Here is a 22,610-nt window from a genome sequence, read left to right as displayed (position 1 = left end):
AAAAATTAGCTGCTTTGTCCAACCGTCCCATCAACCACCACGTCAGCTATGAGGTGAGCGATGAATCGGAGCACTTCTGCGCTCGCAATTTTTGTTCAACCCTTGACGCCGTTGTCTTTCGGCTATGCCCAAGAGAATACATAGATAGTGTTATCATGGTTCAATGTATTCTGCACAGCAGCTCCATCTTGTTTTGCCATCGAGTGAGCTCTCGGAGAGAAATGGATCCGCCATCCTTCGTGTGGCATCGGAGTTGTCTGCCGCTGCTGAGCGCCGAGGCACAGTTACCACAATAGGTTGTGGCATAAACAAGCTTCGCGACCCTCATCTCGGTGTTGCGATGATAACGCCTCCACCAACTTGGACAAAGACCATCCCTGGCGTATTTCTCGATGCACTCTGGAAGCTAGTCGCCGGACATACCGCGTTCGCACCCAAATACGATGCCACCAAATTGTCGGGAGTTACCGACGTTTTTGTTCACAATCAGCCTTGGCTGGGCAACCATGTTAGACGAGCTTTTCCACACGCTCGAATCCACCTTTATGTGCATAACCGTGTAATGACTAAAGCTAGGCCCTGGGCGATTCGCAACCGTCTAGGTGAATTCGACTCGGTGGTGTGTGTCAGCCAGTTCCTTTTGAACGATCTCTATCGTCGAAGTCGAATCAAGAATCCCGTCGAACGAACAAATCTAAAGCTTGTGCAGAATGGAATCGATGTTGACAAGTTCCGTTCGTTATCTTCTGATAAGAATGAATTTGATATTGTCTATGTTGGCCGCATAGTCCGAGAAAAGGGTGTTCACGTCCTGGCGGATGCGGTACGAAAGATCGCGAGTACTCGCCCTGTCTCAATAAGGCTAGTCGGTGGTAAGGGTTTTCTGCCCACTGACAGTGTGTCTAAATACGAACAAAAGGTCATCTCTGCGCTGACCGGTCCTAATATTCGGCTCGACGTTACGGGCCCCGTACCACCTGGCGAAGTACCCCATCTTGTCAACGGCTGCCGCACGTGGGTGGTTCCTTCAATCTGGCAGGAACCATTCGGTTTAGTTTTGCTGGAGGCCATGGCCAGCCATACTGCGCCCATTGCAACCAGAGTCGGTGGCATGACCGAAGTCGGAACTAGTTCTGGGGTGACGTTTGTAGAGCCAAGCGACTCTCAAGAACTTGCCGACGCAATCCTTGGCTTGTTGGACGATTCCGCCCGCGCAGATACTTCCGTAATAAGCAGCCGCCTGAAGGCTGAACAGCATACGTGGGCTCATGCTTATGGTGAATTAGAAAAGGTTATCAATTGGTCCAGCCGGCTGTAGTTACACCACGCAAACGACGCCTACCTTGGTCCACATTCCGGAGCTGGATAGCTTACGGCGCGGGTCCGCTTGTTGGACTCATAACTGCTCCGATTCTTGCAAGGGCGCTGGGGCCCGAAGGCCGTGGAGCACTCGCCGCAGTACTTCAGCCCCTATCCGTCGCTGACGCCTTCGCTGCTATAGGGATCCCAGCTGCGATTACTTATTTCGTTTCCAGAGGCGTACCATTCCGTGATTTGCGCCGAGTCATCACCGGTGCATTGTCGGTTTCCTGCGCACTTGTAATGATCATCTTGGTCTTATATTCGGGAAAGATCTCTGACGTCACCGGCCTATCTAGAATAGGAATCATCGCTCTCTGGTGCGCCGTAATTGTAGGAACAGTCATTGCCACCAGGCGGGCCTTCTGGCAAGCTCATCAGTCCTATTTGCGCTTAGACATCGAACGTGTGATGGCACCGGTTATACGATGCACGTTCGTAATACTACTTTTCGTGCTGGCTGCATCCTCCCCCCTGCACTATGGCGCGGCATTTTTGCTCGCGGGTATCACTGCATCACTAATTCTGTTTCTCGGTGCGAGACCTCGCGGAGTGATTACAGACCGGCCAGTAAGCGCTGTGAGCAACAAGCAGTTTTTGAGCTACGCCGCGTTGGCCAGCTTTGGAACTATATCTGTAACCCTCAACAACAGACTCGACCAAGCCATATTGCCTGCTGTAATCCCCGCGCACGACTTGGGATTCTATGCGGTGGCCGTAACCGTTTCAGAAATCCCACTGTTCGTATCCGTAGTAATGGTCAGAAATCTTCTGGCGGAGACTAGCGCCGGACAGAGTATTCGGGGCATTCTCAAAACTGCATCCGTAGGTTTAGTAGGGGTGTGCATGGGGTGCTTGTTGTTGGCCGTGGTGAGCCCTTGGTTGATACCATTTGCTTTCGGAGAAGACTTCTCTAGTGCTGTTCCCTTGGCACAAGTTCTGTTACTCGGTAGTTGCATCGCAGCCTTTACAAGCTGCTTTTCCGTTATTCTCACAGGTCGCGGAAGACCTGGATTGGGATCACTTGGTCCGGCGGTGGGGGCCGTAGCAACTATTTTCCTTCTGGCCTTCTTCTGGTCATCTATGACGGTCACCCTGGCAGCGTTCCTTGCAGTGATCGCTCAATCCATTGCTGCTATAACCTCGGGTATCATTCTCGCTACGGTTGCTCGATCACGATCCGGCTCCGTCCGCCCAAAACGATTGTTTACGAATGATTAAGTATTATTGCGGTGCAAATTAGGGGTTTGATTGCGACAGACGGACCGCCCGCTGTTTCAATTCGAAGGCTTCTAGCGAACTGACTATCACACGCCGGCAGTTATCTGAGATGCCCGGATCTCCGAACCCCGCCACAGGCTTTCGGAGCCACTTGGAGTGGATGAAGTACGGATGGGTGAGGTTGAACGGTTGCACCAGCTATAGTTGTCTAGGCTGCCAGTCGAGTAGTTATTGAGCTTTTGCCTTCTGTATGGATAACGACGCAATCTGAAGGCAATGGAAGGACAAACTTGGATCTCAAAGATTTTGGGAGAGCACTTCGCAGGTACTGGCTGACAGTCGTCGTATGCGCTCTTCTTGGATTGGTTGCTGCTTCCTCAGCTTCCTTGCTCGTACGGCCGACCTATAACGGTCAAACGCAGTTATTTGTAGCTATTCAAAGCACAGGCAGCGTTGCAGAACTTCAGCAGGGAAACACCTTTACGCAAGCGAGGGTCCAGTCCTATGTGCAAACTGCTAAAACACCAATCGTGCTTCAGCCTGTTATAGATAGCTTGGGACTAGACATGACACCAGCCAGCTTGGCGGGGAAGGTCAGTGCCAAAGCTGATCCGAGCACCGTTCTAGTGACCATAACCGCGACCGATCCCTCGCCAATGCGGGCAGCAGCTATAGCTCAGGCCATCGCTGACAGTCTGATCAACGTGGTTGATGACCTGGAAAGTCCGGCTTCCGGAGCTGCATCTCCCATCAAGCTCTCAGTTGTCACGCCGGCTACTGCACCCAGCGAGCCTTCGTCTACAGACATCAAATTGAGTCTGGCCATTGGTCTGATAGGCGGTCTCGGAATCGGAATCGTGGTGACTTTGGCGCGCTCAGCCCTCGATACAAAGGTCCGGAGCCGTGAGGATCTCTCCAAAGTGTCGAACACACCACTGCTCGGGGGGATATCGTTCGACTCAGATGCAGTAAAGAAACCACTACTAACTCAGGCAGCGCACCAGAGTCCAAGGGCTGAGTCATTCCGTCAGATACGGACCAACCTGCAGTTCGCCAACGTAAATAACAAGTCGAAAACCATGTTGGTCACTTCCTCTCTGCCTGGAGAAGGCAAGAGCACAACAGCAATTAACCTTGCAATCGCAATGTCTCAAGCAGGGCAGCGTGTGGTTCTGGTGGATGCTGACCTACGGAGGCCAACGGCAGCAAACTATCTTGGACTCGAGAGCAGTGCGGGGCTCACGACGGCCCTGCTTGGAACGGCTAGCGTTGAGGATCTGCTCCAGTCTTGGGGGGATGACCAACTGTATGTACTAGCCTCGGGACAAATCCCTCCGAACCCAAGTGAACTGCTCGGATCAGCACCTATGTCCCGGTTACTGGGCAAGCTAGAAGATGAGTTTGATGTCGTGATAATCGATGCCCCTCCACTCATCCCCGTGACCGATGCCTCTGTTTTAGCGCAGCTTGCCGGCGGGGTTGTCATGGTAGTTGGATCCGGCAAACTGAAGTCACAAGATCTAAAGAAGTCTATGGAATTGCTGGAGCTTGTGGACGCGAAGTTGCTCGGAGTGGTGCTTAATCTGCTTCCGACGCACGGACCCGACGCGTACGCCCAGAGCTATTACTCTTATATTTCGAATACGGAGCAAGGGAGCGGAGAGCAGTCCCTGCTCAAGACGCGGACCATGAATGCCAGCCACATGAAGGTTGGGCGACGCCCACGGTCTCGGTCGGCTTCGGTTCAAAGCCACGTTGCGCCTCGTGGATGACATATAAATGCCGCAATTGGGGGATGCAAACCAAGTGACAACTGACTGGCGGGCTAGATACAAACAGATTTTAGCCCTGGTGGATGCGGCAGTCGTATTGTGGGCTATGGCTGGTGCTCTGATACTTCGATTTGGCGCCACTAACAGCGGTGAACTGACCGTTACAGAGGGTCAGCCGTATATCGCTGTAGCATTGCTTCTCACGGTAGTTTGGTGGGCAATACTGGGGCTTTCAGGTAGTCGTGAGCCAACTGTTTTGGGCTATGGAGTCGAGGAATACAAGCGAATATTCAGTGGTTCATTTTGGCTTTTTGGACTTATCGCGACAGTTTCTTACGTTTTCCAGTTAGATACCGCCCGCGGTTATATTGCATTGGCACTCCCGGTCGGAGTTGCTTCTTTGTTGATTGCTCGGATGCTCATTCGCAGCCTGTTACGAAGCCAGCGACAGGCAGGCCGAAGTAGCTCAAGTGTTTTGCTCATTGGCGGTATCCACGGCGTTGCACATCTTACCCATGCCCTGCAAAGCCAACCGATGGCCGGCTACCGCCCTGTAGCGGCCTATTTGCCTGGTATTAGCTTTGATACAGCAATTGAGCCCGACCTTGATTTGCCCATACTCGGGCGCGATCCGTCCGTTGCCTCCATTGTGCATGCGGTTCACACTGCACGACCAGACGCGGTAGCTTTATCCAGCGGCGTTCCGTTGCCTCCGCGGGTTGTGCGGGAACTCGGCTGGGCACTGGCGGATATGCAGGTCAAAATGATTATGGCGCCAGCTTTGACTGACGTTGCGGGCCCCCGTATTCATACTCAGCCCGTGGCCGGGCTACCCCTGATCCATGTCTCAACGCCAAATCTTGGCAGCGGGCAGCGTATTTTCAAGCGGTTATTTGACATTGTGGGAGCGTCAGCGCTCATCGCCCTGCTCTCCCCTGTTTTGCTGATAGTCGCCGTCGTAGTCCGGCTTGACTCACCAGGACCGGTGTTTTTCAGACAGGAGCGTGTGGGTGCACGCGGTCGGTGCTTCCGTATGTACAAGTTTCGGTCAATGGTGGTCGACGCAGAGGCTCGCCTGGAGTCACTCCGATTGCGGAGCGAAGGTAATGGCGTGATGTTCAAACTCAAAGTGGATCCGCGAATAACCCGTGTTGGAGGATTCCTACGACGCTACAGCCTCGATGAACTACCACAACTCTTTAACGTGCTCAACGGTTCTATGAGCCTTGTCGGCCCACGTCCCCCATTAGCGTCAGAGGTACAGCAGTACCAGAGCCACGTTCATCGTCGACTCATGGTCCGTCCTGGGCTCACAGGTCTGTGGCAGGTCAGCGGCCGCTCCCTGCTTTCATGGGATGACACCGTACGCCTCGACCTCTATTACGTCGAGAATTGGTCAATTGCCGGAGATATCGCCATTCTGCTCAAGACATTCCGTGCCGTCCTCGCCCGACAGGGTGCGTTCTAACCCTTAAGGACCGTGCTTTTCCGCTCGTGAAGGCTGAATCATGACCGCTATGAAAGATGACCGTTCGTCACTTGACCGTCTTATCCCAGAGACACGACGCGTTAGGCGTCGGAACCCACGACAAGGACGCCGTAGATTCCTAGTCCACATCGTTTTGGCATCCGCGACGCTCGTCCTGACCCTTGCCGTATTCTGCGGGTTGATGGCCCATCAAGTTGCGTTTGTCCGGAGTCAGCTGATGCAAACCATGAGCCTAGTCCCGCACCTCCGGTCTGAATTAGACGCTGGGGATCAACAAAAAGTACTTGAGATTTTCGAATCCATGCAGGTAAAGGCAGCTGCTGCAAGGGACACCGCAACAGGCCCGTTGTGGACGGCAGCCACCATAATTCCAGTAGTGGGACCCAATTTAAGGGCGGTAACGGAGGTTGCAGTCTCAGCTGACGATGTAGTTTCACAGGCCGTAGGTCCGTTGCTCGACAAGTATGATTTTCTGAGCGGGGAATCGTATCTGTCCGCAGAGGGGCGCTTTGACCTCGCTCCGCTCCGAGAAGCAGCGCCTAGCATTTCGGCTGCCGAAAACACCGCGAGGCTCTCGTATGAGCGTCTCCAATCGCTTGATTTACGCGCCGTTGTGCCGCAAGTGGCTGATCCTATTCGTTCCGCAACTAAGCAGCTGGAAGTCCTGAGTGATGTGTTGGGTACCGCTTCCTCTGCGGCGCAACTCTTACCGTCCATGCTTGGTGCGGATGGTCCCCGGAACTATTTGGTTCTCGTCCAGAACAGTGCAGAAACCAGGGCAACCGGCGGCATTCCGGGAGCCTTAGCTGTTCTCACCGCTGCTGATGGGAAGCTAACACTAGAAGAGCAGAGTAGCGCCAGCGCGCTCGGAACGTTTAGACCTGCGGTGCCGGTCGAACTTGAGCAGACAGCCCTATATACAGCGCGCTTGGGGACTCAAATGCAAAATGTAAACCTCACACCAGACTTCCCCACAGCCGCTGCTACGGCCAAGAGTATGTGGGAGGTGCGGCATGGTGACCAGACGTTGGATGGGGTCCTCGCACTCGACGCTGTAGTGTTGAGAAACCTGATTGGTGCCACAGGACCCGTGGATGTGACGGATCCCCAAACGCTCAATCTTATTGAGACGACTTCCCTTCCAAACACGCTCACTGAAGACAATGTTGTCTCTACACTGCTCTCGGACGTCTACAGGGAGATACAGGACCCGGCGGTGCAGGACGCATATTTCTCTTCGGTCGCAGGGCAGGTCTTCGCGTCTTTTACCGAGGGCAACGGTGACCACGCCGGGCTGATACGAGCCTTAAGTGCTAGCGCACAGGAGGACCGTCTCTACGTATGGTCTAGCCGTTCGAGTGAGCAGTCGATTATTGCAGCCACTAATCTGGCTGGCTCCGTTCTGGGTATGGCCGGTGATGGAGCATCGTTTGGCGTGTATTTCAACGATGGTACGGGCGCAAAGATGGACTACTACGCCTCACGGACTGCCCAGCTACTTCAGACGTGTCAAGCTGACGGATACAGCCGTTACACGGTTCGAATGACAGTTACCAACAACGCGCCAGCTGATGCTGCGACGTCGCTTCCTACGTATGTGACAGGGCGCGGAGTTTATGGCGTCAAGCCCGGAAGTATCAGGACCAACTACGTGTATTACGGCCCCGCACAAGCCTTTGCAGAAAGGGCGACTGTGAATGGACAACCTGTTCCCATTGGATCGGGAAAACACGGCCAGAGGCCTGTGGGAACGGTCACTCTGGAATTGGCGCCGGGCGAAACAGCGGAGCTGGATGTCGTGTTCTCCCACGTCGTCCAAGACTCAGATCCCAAGCTCAAAGTTACCCCAGGTCTGGAACCGATTGAAAAAGTCATTCTTCCTGCAGAGAGAGCCTCCTGCCGATGAGTTTGTAAACAGCAGATTACGTACCATATCCCGCTTGGAACTCCCCCATAGACCTGTTACCGTAAAAGAGCGTTTCCACTAGATAGAAGTAGTTGGAAAAGCCGGCGTGCGGGGCTGGGGAGGGTTCCGGACGGGCTATAGGTTTCGAAGTTCGAACGGATTCCCGGTTTCAATGCACTGGTGAATCCATACTCAGACAGTCTTTTATCAATTGCATGGGGAGTCTCATATGAAAAAAACCACATCCGCACTCATTTTAGCTGGATCACTGGCGTTCTTAGGCGCTGGCGCCGCTAACGCCGTCGACAGCTACCCCGCACCCGCAACCGGCGGCGTCAACGACACCACAGTGGCGCCGGGGGCCACTGTGACCTTCAGCGGTGCCGGTTTTGCTCCGGGCGAATCAATCCGCGTTGATGTCGACTACTCGAACACACCGGTCACCATACCAGGAACCGGTGTAAACGGCCCGATCATCATGGCGCAGATCGTGAACAGCTTTGAGACCAAGGCTGATGCCAATGGAAGCTTCAGTACGAACGTGACGCTGGGCGAAGCCGGTACGTACACACTCACCGCCACAGGGCTCGAATCCGGGCATGTTGTTACTGCCGAAGTGTTCGTTGATCCGGCCTTCGCGGAGGATGGCGCAGGAAGCACTGGTTCCGGTGAAGGCGACCTTGCCGACACGGGTGCTGATTCCGGACTGCTGCTGTGGGGCGCCGCAGGCGTCCTGGCACTCGGTGCTGGCGTTGGGTCTGTTGCATTGGCGCGCCGGAAGAATGCCTAGTCTGATCAGGTAGTTGTTTTGTCGGAGTGACGAGATGAGGAGGGTTGGAGCCAAAAGGTCTCAACCCTCCTCACATATTTCACCCTTTTCGGCCGTGCCAACACCGCTCCGACTACGTCGGCAGACAGACATCAGCAAGATGAGAAACCGCCTACTGCATTCCGAGTGTTGGTGCCCACCACCCTGCTACGATCGTTTTCGAAGAGCACCCTGTAAACGGGTGTGATTTCGCAACTATTTCACCGTCAAAATTCCTGGGGGAATTTCTTGCTTTCAGCAGTATCATTTTCTGCAATTGCCGCGAGTGCCGGCATGATCATTTGGGCCTCCGTCGGGCTGTTGGGCTTCATCGGCGGGATGGTGTCGGTGGGGGTGGCTCGTCGACACAACCACCCGGCGGAGACGGCCACCGAGACACGACAGTGCTGCACAGTCGTCGCCCCGGTTACAAAGAATGCCCCGGCTGCGGAGGAAACCCCGCTTTCAGCGGACAGCCTCACCCAAGCAGCCTAGCTGCACAGGAGCACCGCTTCACTGGGGTCCTTCTCCGCTACCTACAGTGAGGCCTGGTAGCCGTACACGAGTTCCGGACTTCAAAAGCAACGCCCAGAATGATCTCCGAACGCGTCCACTGCTTGAGGTCGGCTGCGAGCCTTTTTTCAGAGGAGCCGCCAGGAAACTACCGATCCATGGTATGGCTGGGCCCCCTATCCGCATAGTGCCCCTCACTGTAGTCCGTTGTTGACCACAAGGCCCCGGAGGTCCTGAAGTTGGTCGATGACCATTTCCGCTGCCTCCTCGCCTGCACACCTATCGGCTTGGTACGGGCGCCGCGGCAACCGAAGTCTGCTTCGCTGCTGTACAGTTCACGACTTCACCCCTCCACCTTGACGCATAAGGTACTGGTCTAACCGCACGGCTCTCCGGCAATCGTGGACACACCTGCTTCGATTCGCTTCCTCACCCCCGAAGATCACCCAGAAAAGACCCAGTCCTTCCCGTCCTGGACAAACTCAACAGCCATTCCTATAGCTTTTTCACGTTCACAACCATGAACGCGCGCGCCGCGCCCTTGAAGATAAACCCCAGTGCAGGCTTACCAGGCATCACAGGCAGGCGAGCACGGGTACGCGTAGATAGTGTCGATGTCTCCGGAAGGGCCTCTTGCTGCGTTGCCACCCGAAGACTAGGGCGAATAGTGCTGGAAAGCCTACATTGGAAGACCCGTCCTCAGGATCATCACGAACGGGGCGTGATCATCGCGAAGACAACAACAGGAGAAATCCTGTGCGAACTAACGCTGAGCACCTCACCTGACCAGCAACCCATATAAATAAAACACCCCGGTCCGAAGACCGGGGTGTTATCGCTATGTCGAGTTTGCCCGTGAACATGTCCGCCTCATCCGCGCTGAGGGCGGATGGACCTTCAACCCACGGCCACGGATATGGTCCAGAGTGTCCGCTCCGGTCCACGCGGACCCCGCGCAACTCAGCGTGCTCCGCTTGGGGGGGGAACCATTGGCGACTACGCCCGGCCCCAGCACGAGTCCACCTTGTTCTAAAGATTTTGTAATGCATAAAGGATGACTTGGCGGTGCTGTATCTACGATTACCTGCCAATGTAACGCCGTCCCCACTCTCAGCTCTGGGCGGCCGCTCTAAGGCTGGTCTTGACCAAGCAACGCTGGGCCAATGATCGGTGCTAGCTTGACCGAGTATTCCGGCGTGAGATGCCCACCCTCCGCAAAAATCGGCGTGTTGCCGGCAAAGGAAGGGCATTGCGAACTGATCCCACAGAACCATTGCGCCGTTGACACAAAGCGAACCCCTTCAACCCGCGTTGCCGCATCCTGCTCAACGGCAACCGTCTTGAGGAAAGTGTCGCCGTTCGACATGCAATCGCTTGGTTTACTCACCCTTGTAGCGCACTCTTGGAGGTTGTGTCCGCGGGACGCAACTGATAATAAGACTACATCTCCGTCTGTATACCCTTTCAATTCTTCCAATTTGCTCACCGTCGCGTCTCGCCAGCTGCTCATAATGTCCGATTCGCTTTCTGCACTGACCATTCGATCTCGGGTGCCTAAGGCGCTGGAAACAATCACCATATCTGGTCTCATTTGGGCCACTTTCTCTGCCGCCCAACGCTGATGAGCCAAGCACTCTTCCGTGAAACCTGCCTCGTTGTCGTATTGCCTGACTGGTACCTCTATGGCAGGACACTGTTCCCGAGTCAGCAATTGAAGCTTCCACCCCTGCTTGCCCAGGGATTCGCGCAGGCCTGGCATCCAACTGATGGACACTGAATCTCCAAGGACCACCGCGGTCTTCGTCGCAGAAACATCGCCATACGCGCATCTTGCGAAGTTTTCGGCGTCGACGTTGAGGCATTTGTCTTCGATCCACTCCGGAACCAGCTTTAGTTGGTCGACAGAGGGAGTCAGATTCGGCCAAGATGGGGCGGAAATTGCCGTCCCCAGCTCGGCAGCGAGCTTGTCTTGTGCTGTTCTAGGTTCAACAGGAGCGGCTGCCGCCTCGCCGGAGAGGGAAATAGGTGCCGGTTTATAGGAAGCTGCTTCCTCCGCCGACGTCGGTATTGTCAGAGCAAGGATTACCAGCAAAGTGGTGACCATGACGAGTACACCCATTCCTGCTCTGGCGGAGGTGGCACCGAACAGCGATGTTTTGTCTCGCCTAGCTTTGCGGTTCGCCGACTCCAGCCACGAGGACTTTCTAATGGGATCCTCGATGAAATGATAAGACGCAACAGAGAGGGCGATCATTCCGAGAATCATGACCGTCCATGCAATAACGTCCTCTCTGGTGAAGAGCGATCCCATGAGAACTATCACCGGGAAGTGCCACAGGTAGAGCGAATAGGAAATGTTACCGATGTAACCGCTAAGTGGGTTCGTCAGGGGGTACAGGTAACGCTGTTCGCCACCCGTCCCAGCAGCTATGACGAGAGCCGTAGCAATAACGGGCGCAGCAGCCCACGGTCCTGGGAACGACATTTCCGGCGTCACAAACCAAAGGCTCCACGCGATTCCAGCTAAACCAATGTAGCCGAGAATTGTCCGCGCCATGGGTGCGAGGCGAGAAAAGCTGCTTCCAGTAACCGCGAGCAGAGCACCAACTGCCAGTTCCCAAGTGCGCGATATCGTTGAAAAGTATGCCACCGTTGGGCGCGTACTCGTTTCCCACATCGCATAAGCGAAGGTGGTAAGAATGACCAGACCAAAGACACCCGCCAAAACACGGTGCGCCACAGCAGGTTTCGTTGAGGGACGGTGCGCCAGTGCCGCAAAAACCAGAACGATTAGCCAGGGCCACACGACGTAGAATTGCTCTTCTACAGCCAACGACCAGAAATGTTGTAGAGGCGAAACTGGGCCTTCGGCCTGCATATAGTCCGTGCCGATGGCTGCCAGTTGCCAGTTGGCCCCAAAGACAAGGGCGAACAAGCCATCCCAGGTGATGCTCTTCGCTCGGCCAGTCGAGAACAAGGCCCATGACGAAACCACAGTCGTCAGAAGTACGATCCCCGCGACGGGGACGATCCGACGGACTCTGCGCCGATAGAAATCTGCGAAGGAGATGGAGCCCTTCTTTTCCTGCTCTCGCAACAATAGGCCGGTTATGAGGAATCCCGAGATAACGAAGAAGATGTCTACACCCACGAATCCCCCGACTGGGGATCCAGTTAGATGATCCGCGACCACGGCCAGCACGGCGATTGCCCGGAGTCCTTGGATGTCCGTGCGTAAGGATTTCTTCGGTGCTTGTGGAGGTAGGCTTCCACCCTGAATGGACCGTGCGCGCGTGATAGTGCTCTGTGACAATGAATTTCCCGACTTTAGACGTGCGAAAATCTTATCCGCATGCCTGCATCCTGCATAAACGGAGGCCATCTTTCCCTTGGGCTCCATGCGAATTCTCGGCCAGTGGTAATGAGGGTCTGGCTTCCGTCACTGAAGCGACATTTCTGCCTCTCGAACATGGGCGGACGGTTTACTACGGCGGAGCCATCAACGACCTACAGCCTCATGTCGGGGCACCAACGTAACCCGCCGCTCCGTCATCCAAGCAAGAATCTAGTGGCAGCTCGGTTCCCTGAGCAGCGTCGCCGGCAAGAGCACGCTGACGCTGTTGGGACATACGCCACAACGAGTCGAAATAACGACAGACCTGGCCATAAAGGGCATATCCCCCTATAGTCGCAAACCACGTATTAGCGTCTGCACGCGTCTTCGCGCGCTGACTCGAAGACGAGGGACCGCGCTCTTCAGGTCAGGACAAAGGACATGTGCCTTCGGCCACCAACTTGTGGATTTGTGGATTTGCCTGCTGGATGCTGGGCCACCCAGACCTGCCCCGTACTCATCGTTATCTGCTAAATGCCGCAGCCACCGCCACTGCTGCAACAATCATTAGCAATGCCAGTCCGGCATAAGTGATCCAGTCCCTGCGGCTCCGGCGGTAGCGTTTCCGGCGCCATTCCCTCGTGGGAGCAGGTTGGTCCGTACGCTCGCTCACGCGATCCCCCCATAGCCGCGCAGGACGCGGGTGTTGTTTCGGAACCAGTCGACGGTTTCGGCAATACCCTTTTCGAGGGGAATGGATGCGGTCCACCCGGAACGGGTCAGCTTGCTGACGTCCAGGAGCTTCTGCGGGGTTCCATCCGGTTTGGAAGTGTCCCAGGACATGTCCCCTTCGTACCCCACTGCCCCGGCCACCAGTTCGGCGAGCTCGCGAATGGATACGTCGGTTCCGGTGCCGACGTTCACCTGGTCCGGACCGTCATAGTTCTCCAGCAGGTGAAGGCAGGCATCGGCCATGTCGTCCACGTGCAGGAACTCGCGGCGGGGATTTCCTGTCCCCCAGTTGGTGACCGCCGGTGCCCCTGCCGCGGCGGCTTCGTCATACCTGCGGATCATGGCCGGCAACACGTGGGAGCCTTCCGGCGAGAAGTTGTCGCCGGGGCCGTACAGGTTGGTGGGCATGGCCGAGATCCACGGAAGTCCGTACTGCCTGCGAACGGCCTGGACCTGCATGATCCCGGCAATCTTCGCAATGGCGTAGGCATCATTGGTTGGCTCAAGGTGCCCGGTCAGCAGGGAGCTTTCCCTGATGGGCTGCTCCGCGGCCTTGGGATAAATGCAGGATGAGCCGAGGAACAGCAGTCTCTCCACGTTGTGCGCCAGCGCGGCATCCAGAACGTTGACCTGGATCTGAAGATTGTCGCTCAGGAAGTCCACCGGGTAGGTGTTGTTGGCCAGGATGCCGCCAACTTTTGCCGCTGCGAGCACCACGTACTGCGGTTGCTGTTCTTCGAAAAAGGCGAAAACTGCTTGGCGGTCCTTCAGGTCCAGCTCCGCCGACGTCCGCCCCAAGGTGTTCGTAAACCCGGCGCTTTCGAGACGCCGCATGATGGCAGACCCCACCAGTCCGCGGTGGCCTGCTACATAGAATTTGGCGTGCCGGTCCAGTTCATGGGGCGTAAATTCAACATTGTCACCGGCGCTGACTTCACTGGGATTTAGTACGTCCTTCAATTGTCCCAGACCCCCACGCTGACTTTGTCAATCCAATTTGTTCCGCTGCATCCCAAGGCTTCTATGTCCGCATCAACCATAATGCGGGCCAGCTCCGGCGCCTGCACTCTTGCTTTCCACCCAAGGTCAGTGAGAGCTTTCGATGCGTCACCGATGAGGGAATCCACCTCGGTGGGCCGCAGATAGCGGTCATCGAATTGAACGTGGTTTTCCCAATTCAGGCCCGCATGGTCGAAGGCAACCTCAAGGAAGTCGCGGACGGAATAGCCCACACCGGTTGCGAGCACATAGTCGCTCGGGCCCTCGACCAGCCGGCGGCGCGGGCAGGTACTCGACCGTCTCCATGGTCACCTTGGTGATCACGGAGCCGCCGGTCAAAAACGGCGGCTCGCCGGGATCATCGGGCAAACGCCGCCACGACCACCACAGTGGTGGCCATTACAATCAATGCCAGTCCGGCGAGGGTGAGCCAATCTCGGCTCGTGCGCCGGTAGCGCTTCCGGCGCCATTCCCTGGTGGGCTCAAGTGTGTCCATGCGTTCGAACATATGACCCCGCCCTGAACTCCGAAACGGTGGTTGCTACTCGCTTTGACGCCCCGCCCTACGTACACAACAGCCAAGAAGCCGTGTGCGCTGTTCCGGGGCTCCACCCGCCACGGTAGGCTCCTGCCAATCCCCATTCGACGCTGCCCACCGCAGCGCGTGCCGGCAGAAGGGCTGGGCTCCCCATGCGGAATCACGTTCGGATCAGCGTTTGTCTGGCTGCTTACAACGGCTCCGCCTACATCGAGGAGCAGCTCTGCTCCATCCTGCCTGAACTCGGGGACACGGATGAAGTCCTAGTGGTGGACGACTGCTCATCCGACGGCACGGCCACCGTGGTGGCGGCAGTGGCTGATCCTCGTATCCGGTTGCTGCGGAACGAGCAGAATCTCGGTCAGGTGAAGACCTTTGAGCGGGCACTGCGCGAGGCCACCGGCGACTTCCTGTTCCTCTCCGACCAGGACGATATCTGGCTCCCAGGCCGGGTGGACAGAATGCTCAAGGCGCTGCAGGAGGACATGGTGGTGGTGTCCAACTGCCGGCATTTCGGCGCCCCGCCGGGACGGTTTCACCAGATACGACTCCGGGCGTCGGATTCCTCCCGCCATGCGGCCAACGTGCTGGGCATTGTGGTGGGCTACCGGCTGCACTGGGGCTGCGCCATGGCACTGCGGGCCGAGTTCCTGAACCAGGCGCTGCCGTTCCCCGGCTACCTGCGCGAGTCCCACGACCAGTGGCTGGCCATGGCCGGAAACCTTGCCGGCAGCATTCGGTATCTGGAGGAGGACACCGTGCTGCACCGGCTGCACGGCGACAACCTGACCCCGGACAAGGTCCGCGGCCTGCCCGCCATTCTGAAGGCGCGTATAGCTTTCCTGACCAACCTGATGATTCTTCTCGGCCGCACCCGGCTCCGGCGTTCCTAGCTGCGCAGCAAAGCGGCGTTCTGACGGTGCCACTCACTGTCCATGCTTCGACCCTGACTCGGATGCCGGGTTGTGCAGCCGGGTGGGAGGGATGCCGCGGACCCGACGCGCCTCGGCGCTAGTTCGCGGCGAGCAGCGCTTCCTCCAGCGCCACCCAGGCGAGCATGGCGCACTTGACCCGCGCCGGATAGCGGGAGACGCCGGAGAACGCGGCGGCGTCGCCGAGCACCTCTTCATCCGCCTCCACGGTGCCGCGGGAGCGCATGACCTCGCGGAAGTTCTCCACCAGGTCCATCACTTCGTCCCGGGACATGCCGGCGGCCAGATCGGTCAGGACCGAGGCCGACGCCATGGAAATGGAGCACCCCTGCCCTTCCCAGCTGATGCCCTGAACTGCGGAGCCGCCGTCGTTCTCCGCTGCAGCGGCACCCATCACCGCGCGCAGCGTGATCTCATCACCGCAGGTGGGATTGAGCTGGTGGCTCTCCCCCGATTTCAGCCCCGCCGGCACCTCCGCCAGCCCGGCGCCGTGACGAGCCTTGGCATGGTCCAGGATGATCTGCTGGTACAGCTGCTGCAGCTCGGCGCTCATTTACTTCACTCCAAAAAACGGACGCACGCCGGCCACCGCGTTCAGGAACGCGTCGACGTCGTCGGTGGTGTTGTACAGGTAGGTGCTGGCGCGGGTGGTGGAGATCAGGCCCAGCCGGCGGTGCAGCGGCTGCGCGCAGTGGTGGCCCACGCGCACGGCAATGCCCTTGTCGTCCAGGAACTGGCCCACGTCGTGGGAGTGGACGCCGTCGACGTCGAACGCCGCCAGCCCGATCCGCTCCACACCGGCGCGGGGACCGAGCACGCGGATGCCCTCGATGGCTTCCAGGCCGGACACCAGCCGCTGGCCCAGCAAGGCCTCCCATGCGTGGATGCGGTCCATGCCGGTTTCGCGCAGGTAATCCACCGCGGTGCCCAGCGCCATGGCCTGGGAAATGCGCTGCGTGCCGGCCTCGAAACGCTGCGGTGCGGGCAGGTACTCGGCGCGTTCCATGGTCACGGTGGTGATCATGGAGCCGCCGGTCAGGAACGGCGGCATGGCGTTGAGCAGCTCGGCTTTGCCGTAGAGCACGCCGATGCCGGTGGGGCCGAGCATCTTGTGCCCGGAGAACGCGGCGAAATCCACGTCCAGGGCCTTCACGTCCACCGGCAGGTGGGGCACGGACTGGCAGGCGTCGAGGACGACGAGCGCTCCCGCGCTGTGCGCCAGGCTCACCAGGGTTTCCACCGGGTTGATGGTGCCGAGCACGTTGGAGGCGTGCGTGAACGCCACGATTTTGGTGCGCCCGGTGATCAGCCGCTCGGCTTCCTCCAGCCGCAGCGCGCCGTCGTCGTCCACCGGAATGAACTTCAGGGTGGCGCCGGTGCGGGCGGCCAGCTCCTGCCAGGGAATCAGGTTGGCGTGGTGCTCCATTTCGGTGACCACAATGTCGTCGCCCTCGCCCAGCGCGAAGCGGCGGGCGGCCTCTCCCCCGCGGCCGGCGGCGGCGTTGGAGAACGCGTAGGCCACCAGGTTCAGCGCCTCGGTGGCGTTGGAGGTCCAGACAATCTCATTGGGCCGGGCGTTGATGAACGCGGCCACCTTGGCGCGGGCGTCCTCGTACACGTCCGTGGCGGCGACAGCGAGGGTGTGCGCGCCGCGGTGCACGGCGGAGTTGCGCTGTTCGTAGAACTCCTGTTCGGCCTCGATCACGCTGAGCGGGTTCTGCGAGGTGGCGCCGGAGTCCAGGTAGACCAGCGGATGGCCGTTGACCTGCTGGTCCAGGATGGGGAAGTCGTTGCGGATGCGCAGGACCTCGGCGTTGTCCATCAGCTCCGGTGCGGGCTGAAGCGTAGCGGGGGTGGAAACCACAGGCACGGGAAAAACTCCTTGGCTGGCCGTCGGTGTGCGCGGGTAATCTGCATTACGCCACATAAGTCTGTGCTAATCATCCCACTGCACGCCCGCGAGCGCACGTGAGCTGGGCCTTAGTTGGCGGACGGGTGGAGGGCTGAGTGGAGTCCAGCGGAAGACAAGTAACCCCTACTCATGCTCTCCCCCGGGCGCACCAGCTAAAACTTCCTTAGCGGGCGCTCTCTGCATCCGCAGGTGCCGCTGGGGCACACACATGGTGCTGGGGGCACCCAGGCGGGAGATCATGATGCGCAAGAAGATTACAGCTGTTCTGGCCGGCATTCTGCTCGCGGCAGCCTCACTGATTGGTCTGGCCCCGCCGTCGGCCGCCCTGTCACCGGGAGTGGCCTTCTCCGCCACCAACCTGCCCACCTGGCAGACCAACGGCATTGTCTGGGCCATGGCCGAATCCAACGGCGTGGTCTACGTGGGCGGCACCTTCACCGCCATTCGTCCGCCCGGGGTAGCCGCCGGGGGCGCCGGAACCCGAAGCGCGGTGAACTTTGCCGCCTTTGACGCCTACACCGGCAACCCGATCAACTGTTCCCTGTCCGTGACCGGCGGCAGCGCCACGGTGCGGGCCATGGATGTCTCCCCCGACGGCCGCACCCTCTACATCGGCGGGAACTTCAGCACTGTCAACGGCGTCGGCACCAGCCGCATCGCAGCCATCAACCTGCCCGGCTGCACCGTGAACACCAACTTCCGGCCGCCGGGCTTGTCCGCCACCGTCCGGGCCATCGAAGCCACGTCGAGCGCCGTTTACCTGGGCGGCGATTTCAAGACGGCGGGCAGCGCAACGCGCAGCATGCTCGCGGCAGTATCCTCCACCGGAACACTGCTGCCGTGGGCTCCGGCCGCGGACCAGCCGGTGCGGGCGCTGCACGCTCCGGCGGGCCGGGGCACCGTGCTGGCCGGCGGTGATTTCCTCACCATGAACGGCGCCGATTCCAAGGCCCTGGCAGTGCTGGACGGCACCTCCGGCGCCAACGTGCGCACCTACCCCAATTTCTTCATTCCGCGCACTTCCAGCGTCAAGTCCATCGACTCCGACGCCACCAGCTTCTACATCGGCAACGAGGGCACCGGCGGCGGCGTGTTTGACGGCCGCGCCCGGCTGGACCTGACCACCTACAACCAGGTCTGGCGGGACACCTGCCTCGGCGCCACGCAGGCGGTCTCCGTCTACGGGACGACCCTCTATGCAGCGCACCACGCACACGACTGCTCCAGCATGAACTCCTTTCCCGACGGACCGCGGGTGCACCTCAGCGCACAGAGCATCAATAACCCTTCGCCCATGCTGCAGTGGAACCCCGTCACCAATGACGGCCAAGGTGAAGGCATCGGGCCGCGCACTCTGACCCACACCACCGCCGGCAACGGCACGGACATCCTGTGGACCGGAGGAGAATTCACCACCGTCAACGGTGCCGCGCAGCAGAGCCTGACCCGGTTCGGTCCCGGCCCCGGCACCGCCGGCCCCGGAACGCCGCGGTTTGTCAGCGCCGAGTCCCGTGCCTCCGGCCAGAACACCATCCGGTGGCAGTCCACCTCTGACCCCGACGATTCCGAGCTCACCTACCGTATCTACCGCAACGGTTCCGCCACCCCGCTGGCCACTGTGAACTCGTCGTCGCGCTGGTGGGACCTGCCCCAGGCCTCCTTCACCGACACCACAGCGGTGCCGGGCACCACCTACACCTACCGGGTGCAGGCCAGCGATCCCAGCGGCCGCACCGGCCCCCTGTCCGCTCAGGCACAGATCACCACCGCTAGTACGGCTGCCCCCTATCCGGCCATGGTGCGGGCCGACGGCGCCACCACCTACTGGCGGCTGGGCGACTCCCAGGCCGCGGCCGCCGACTCCTCCAACGGAAACAAGATGGGCCTGCCCAACCTCGGTGCCGCCATTGGGGGAACCACCTCGGCGCTGCGCAGCGACAGCAACCGCGCGGCCACCTTTGACGGCGTTGACGACATGATTTACGGCCAGCAGCGCGTCAACGCTCCGACCGTTTTCAGCGCCGAAGCCTGGTTCAAAACCGACACCACCACCGGCGGGAAGATCCTGGGCTTCGGCAACGCACAGCCCCGCCGCAACGGAAACCTCCTTGGCTACAGCAGCGTCTATGACCGCCACGTGTACATGAGCGACACCGGCAAGCTCGTCTTCGGCGTCTGGACCGGCACCCGGGTGGTAGTGACCTCCCCCGCCAGCTACAACGACAACGCGTGGCACCATGTGGTGGCCACCCAGGGTCCGGGCGGCATGGTGCTCTACGTTGACGGCGTGCGGGTTGCCTCCAACACACTCTCGGCGAACACCGTCAGTCTTGGATCCTGGCGGATCGGCGGAGATTCGATTCCGTCCACCTGGCCCAGCGCTCCGACCAGCCGGCACTTCAAGGGCGCCATTGACGAATTCGCGATCTATCCCACCGCTCTGACCCCGGCTCAGGTTGCCAACCACAACCAGCAGGGACGCCGGTAGTTGCCGCCTGAGTCCTGTGCCGGGCACCACTATGGGTAACGGGCACCCCGGCTGGCGCCGCAACGCTCTCCTCGCGGCCGCCGCCGTTGTCCTGGCCGGGATGGGGGCTGTGCTGCTGTGGCCTGCGCCGGTCGACAGAGAGTTATACGGCACCATTCTGCGGCTGATCCGCCGCCTGCAGGGCCACGGACTCCCCGTCTGGGTGGACTATCAGGCAGTGGAATCCTTGGCGAATGTGCTGCTCTACATCCCGCTGGGCATGCTGGCGGCAGCGCTCCTGCCGGTGCGGCGTTGGTGGCTGGCGGTGCTTTTGTGCGCCGCGCTCACTGCCGGGGTGGAGGGGTTCCAGGATCTGTTTCTGCCCGGGAGGCAGGGGGATCCCCGGGACGTGCTGCTGAACTCCTGCGGTGCGTTGCTGGGCGCGACAGCCGCGGCGGCGGCGAGGTGGCTCACCGCCGTCCGGCGCCGACGTCGTGGTGCCTTCACTGCCCGACGGCGGACACGAAGCGTTTCCGGCTGACCCCTGCTGTCCCGGGATGGTTCTAGATGACCTTGATGCCGCGGAACTCCACGGGAGCGTCCTCGGGGTAGTTGCGGCAGAGGCTGAAGTAGCCGCCCCGGTACTTGCGGTCCGATGCAATGCCCGCCCAGCCTGCGCCGTCCAGACGTGAATATCGGACACTGTCCGGAGCAATGTCAATTTTGAAGGACATCCAACTGCCGGCCTGCACCGGGTCCGTCTTCTGGGAGCTGAGGCGCAGGCCACCGGGCTCGCCGGGGCTGCGCAGCAGCAGCGACATTTCGCCGGTGGGCCGGATTACCAGGTGATAGCCGCCCACTTCGCTGGGAATCAGCACCCGGTAGGGGCGGTCATCTTCCTGCCCAAACGCAATTCCGGCATGCAGGGTGGTGTCTGCCGGAAGGTCCGTGGGCCAGCGCATTTCGAAATGGATGCTGTAGACCTCACGCTGAACCGGACTCATGGACCCCATGCGGTAGCTGCTGTTGGCCTGGGCAGCCATCAGCAGCGTTCCTGTGGAAGCGCTCAGCTGCGGCTGCACGTCCCAGCCTGCGCCCACCAGATAGGGCAGGTCTCCGGCTGCGCGCACTCCGTCCGCGAAACTGTCCGCGGTCGCCGCCGGCACATCCGAGGCGAGATACGGAAGGTTGGCTGCCATTTGGCCTGCCACACCAAGTTTTACCAAGCGGTCGCGCAGAACCCGGGTGTGGACTTCCCAGCAGATAACGGGTTTGCCGGTAGCCACTACTGCGGCCACCTCCTCGTCGGAAGCTGAATGGTGCACCCCCAGGAGCGTGAACTGGCCGGCGAGGTCTGGTATGAGCTCCAACTGCTCCGTGGTGAAATATCCCCAGCTCACATAGCCACGCTTGGTAACGGCAGCAATCTGCGCGGCTTCGGCCGACTGCTTCCAGATGAGACGGCTGCGTGACTCCGGATACGAGTCCATGAGGTCCAGCAACGCCCGGGCATTGGTGCCCTGTTTGTCTTCGATGAACAGCACGTGTGTGCCGGCGAACGCATCCAGTACTTCCTTGAGCAGAGGGATCTTCTCCGGCTCTGCCTGCGGTCCCAGCCATGCACGGGCATCCACTCTCAGCTCGGACAGCTGGGCATACGTGGAATCCTTGATGACCAGTTTGGTGCCGGTGGTGCGCTCTGTGTTCAGGTCATGGTGGCAAATGAGCTGGCCGTCCTTCGTGGCACTGACGGAAATCTCCAGGGCCACTGCTCCGGCGTTGACCGATTCCCGGTAGGCCGTCATGGTGTGCTCGGGCCAGTTGTCCCAGGAACCGCGGTGCGCCACCAGGAACGGGGCCGAAGCCAGCATGGATTCGATGGTGTGAACCGGTGCGGGGGCCTCGGCGGGCTGGGTGTCCTGGTCCGCTTCCGCTTCGATGCTACAACCGGCGAGGACCACTCCGGCTGCTCCCAGGGCAAGCAGGTTCCGCCGCGACAATCCGGAAAGGGTTCGAGACGCCATCGGCTCGAAAGGCGGAAGACGCTTCATGCCTTGAGCGCGGTGTCCGGGGCACGCCCGCCGTCAAGCAGGGTCAGGGCACGGCGAAGGACTGTTGACGACGTGCTCACGGTATACGGGAAGTAGACCACTTCCACTCCTATCCGGGCCATATCCTGTTCCAGGCGCTCGCCCTTCTCGGTGCCTTTCCAGTCATCGCCCTTGAAGAAGATGTTGAACCCGACTTCCTGCCAGGTGTCCGCCTTGTTCACATGGGTGTCCACCACCACTGCGTCCACATAGCGCACGCTGCGGACTATCTCCAGCCGCTCCGCGAGCGGAATGACGGGCGTGGTGCCCTTCAGGCGCTGCGTCATCTCAGTGGAAGCCACGCCTGCAATGAGGTAGTCGCACTGACTCCGGGCATGTTTGAGCAGGTTCAGGTGGCCGATATGGAAGAGGTCATAGGCACCCGAGGCATAACCAATCCGTACCGCCATGTTTTTTCAACTCCTGCTTGTCGACCATTCAAATACTTGTCCATCGTGGGTGCAGTCCCGGAGCCAGTAAAGCGATTTGGGCCTATTCAAGTAGCTGCCGGCAGAACATGAGTAGAGAGAAGATACTG

General features: G+C 59.4%; 18 protein-coding genes. 10 read left to right on the top strand and 8 right to left on the bottom strand.

Going from position 1 to position 22,610, the window contains the following annotated elements:
* Positions 1-163 precede the first annotated feature (163 nt).
* The 7 genes from CXQ89_RS14335 to CXQ89_RS18210 all read left to right on the top strand — a co-directional run bounded on the left by CXQ89_RS14335 (position 164) and on the right by CXQ89_RS18210 (position 9,050).
* Positions 164-1,318, top strand: coding sequence for a glycosyltransferase family 4 protein (locus tag CXQ89_RS14335; RefSeq protein ID WP_104161729.1), 1,155 nt, complete (start codon positions 164-166; stop codon positions 1,316-1,318).
* A complete protein-coding gene (locus CXQ89_RS14330; protein WP_181032363.1) occupies positions 1,300-2,580 on the top strand; it encodes an oligosaccharide flippase family protein in 1,281 nt (426 codons plus the stop codon). The genes CXQ89_RS14335 and CXQ89_RS14330 overlap by 19 nt, the downstream gene beginning before the upstream one ends.
* 290 nt (positions 2,581-2,870) lie before the next feature.
* Complete coding sequence (locus tag CXQ89_RS14325; RefSeq protein ID WP_104161727.1) at positions 2,871-4,352, top strand: polysaccharide biosynthesis tyrosine autokinase; 1,482 nt, start codon at positions 2,871-2,873, stop codon at positions 4,350-4,352.
* A gap of 34 nt (positions 4,353-4,386) precedes the next feature.
* On the top strand, positions 4,387-5,820 hold the full coding sequence (locus tag CXQ89_RS14320; protein ID WP_258060108.1) for a sugar transferase: 1,434 nt from the start codon (positions 4,387-4,389) through the stop codon (positions 5,818-5,820).
* A gap of 247 nt (positions 5,821-6,067) precedes the next feature.
* Positions 6,068-7,747 carry a DUF4012 domain-containing protein gene (locus CXQ89_RS14315; protein WP_258060107.1) on the top strand — a complete coding sequence of 560 codons (1,680 nt, stop codon included), beginning with the start codon at positions 6,068-6,070 and terminating at the stop codon, positions 7,745-7,747.
* A gap of 229 nt (positions 7,748-7,976) precedes the next feature.
* Positions 7,977-8,537 carry a peptidase gene (locus tag CXQ89_RS14310; protein WP_104161725.1) on the top strand — a complete coding sequence of 187 codons (561 nt, stop codon included), beginning with the start codon at positions 7,977-7,979 and terminating at the stop codon, positions 8,535-8,537.
* A gap of 312 nt (positions 8,538-8,849) precedes the next feature.
* Complete coding sequence (locus CXQ89_RS18210; RefSeq protein WP_146067270.1) at positions 8,850-9,050, top strand: hypothetical protein; 201 nt, start codon at positions 8,850-8,852, stop codon at positions 9,048-9,050.
* Between the two features lie 1,147 nt (positions 9,051-10,197).
* Here CXQ89_RS18210 and CXQ89_RS14305 read toward each other — a convergent pair.
* From CXQ89_RS14305 to CXQ89_RS18400, 4 genes are all read right to left on the bottom strand, one after another.
* Entirely contained in the window at positions 10,198-12,450 is a 2,253-nt protein-coding gene (locus tag CXQ89_RS14305; protein ID WP_258060147.1) for an acyltransferase family protein, read from the bottom strand.
* Between the two features lie 621 nt (positions 12,451-13,071).
* Positions 13,072-14,094 carry a GDP-L-fucose synthase gene (locus CXQ89_RS14300; protein ID WP_104161723.1) on the bottom strand — a complete coding sequence of 341 codons (1,023 nt, stop codon included), beginning with the start codon at positions 14,092-14,094 and terminating at the stop codon, positions 13,072-13,074.
* On the bottom strand, positions 14,091-14,405 hold the full coding sequence (locus tag CXQ89_RS14295) for a GDP-mannose 4,6-dehydratase (RefSeq protein ID WP_219815623.1): 315 nt from the start codon (positions 14,403-14,405) through the stop codon (positions 14,091-14,093). The genes CXQ89_RS14300 and CXQ89_RS14295 overlap by 4 nt, the downstream gene beginning before the upstream one ends.
* Before the next feature lie 86 nt (positions 14,406-14,491).
* Positions 14,492-14,629, bottom strand: a complete 138-nt coding sequence (locus tag CXQ89_RS18400; protein ID WP_181032361.1) for a hypothetical protein — start codon at positions 14,627-14,629, stop codon at positions 14,492-14,494.
* A gap of 194 nt (positions 14,630-14,823) precedes the next feature.
* Here CXQ89_RS18400 and CXQ89_RS14290 point away from each other — a divergent pair, with 194 nt between their 5' ends.
* Positions 14,824-15,564, top strand: coding sequence for a glycosyltransferase (locus CXQ89_RS14290; protein ID WP_104161722.1), 741 nt, complete (start codon positions 14,824-14,826; stop codon positions 15,562-15,564).
* A gap of 118 nt (positions 15,565-15,682) precedes the next feature.
* Here CXQ89_RS14290 and sufU read toward each other — a convergent pair whose 3' ends face one another.
* The gene (gene sufU, locus CXQ89_RS14285; RefSeq protein ID WP_104161721.1) at positions 15,683-16,156 is read right to left on the bottom strand and encodes a Fe-S cluster assembly sulfur transfer protein SufU; all 474 of its coding nucleotides are present in this window, start codon (positions 16,154-16,156) and stop codon (positions 15,683-15,685) included.
* Positions 16,157-17,473 (bottom strand): cysteine desulfurase, encoded by a 1,317-nt coding sequence (locus tag CXQ89_RS14280; RefSeq protein ID WP_104161720.1) that lies wholly within the window; start codon positions 17,471-17,473, stop codon positions 16,157-16,159.
* A gap of 283 nt (positions 17,474-17,756) precedes the next feature.
* On the opposite strand from CXQ89_RS14280, the gene CXQ89_RS14275 reads away from it, so the two are divergent.
* Together CXQ89_RS14275 and CXQ89_RS14270 are read left to right on the top strand one after the other, a co-directional pair.
* A complete protein-coding gene (locus tag CXQ89_RS14275) occupies positions 17,757-20,003 on the top strand; it encodes a LamG-like jellyroll fold domain-containing protein (protein WP_104161922.1) in 2,247 nt (748 codons plus the stop codon).
* Positions 20,004-20,019: 16 nt separating this feature from the next.
* Entirely contained in the window at positions 20,020-20,523 is a 504-nt protein-coding gene (locus CXQ89_RS14270; RefSeq protein WP_146067269.1) for a VanZ family protein, read from the top strand.
* Between the two features lie 22 nt (positions 20,524-20,545).
* Here the strand turns inward: CXQ89_RS14270 and CXQ89_RS14265 are convergent, their stop codons facing one another.
* Positions 20,546-22,006 carry a glycerophosphodiester phosphodiesterase gene (locus CXQ89_RS14265; RefSeq protein ID WP_181032360.1) on the bottom strand — a complete coding sequence of 487 codons (1,461 nt, stop codon included), beginning with the start codon at positions 22,004-22,006 and terminating at the stop codon, positions 20,546-20,548.
* Between the two features lie 23 nt (positions 22,007-22,029).
* On the bottom strand, positions 22,030-22,482 hold the full coding sequence (locus tag CXQ89_RS14260; RefSeq protein WP_104055234.1) for an adenylyltransferase/cytidyltransferase family protein: 453 nt from the start codon (positions 22,480-22,482) through the stop codon (positions 22,030-22,032).
* Between the last annotated feature and the right edge of the window lie 128 nt (positions 22,483-22,610).

The organism is Arthrobacter sp. ZGTC212, from assembly GCF_002929255.1.
GTDB classification, from domain to species: Bacteria; Actinomycetota; Actinomycetes; order Actinomycetales; family Micrococcaceae; genus Arthrobacter_B; species Arthrobacter_B sunyaminii.
The sequence above is the reverse complement of the archived record's forward strand: the minus strand, read 5'-3'. Positions and strand labels throughout refer to the sequence as shown.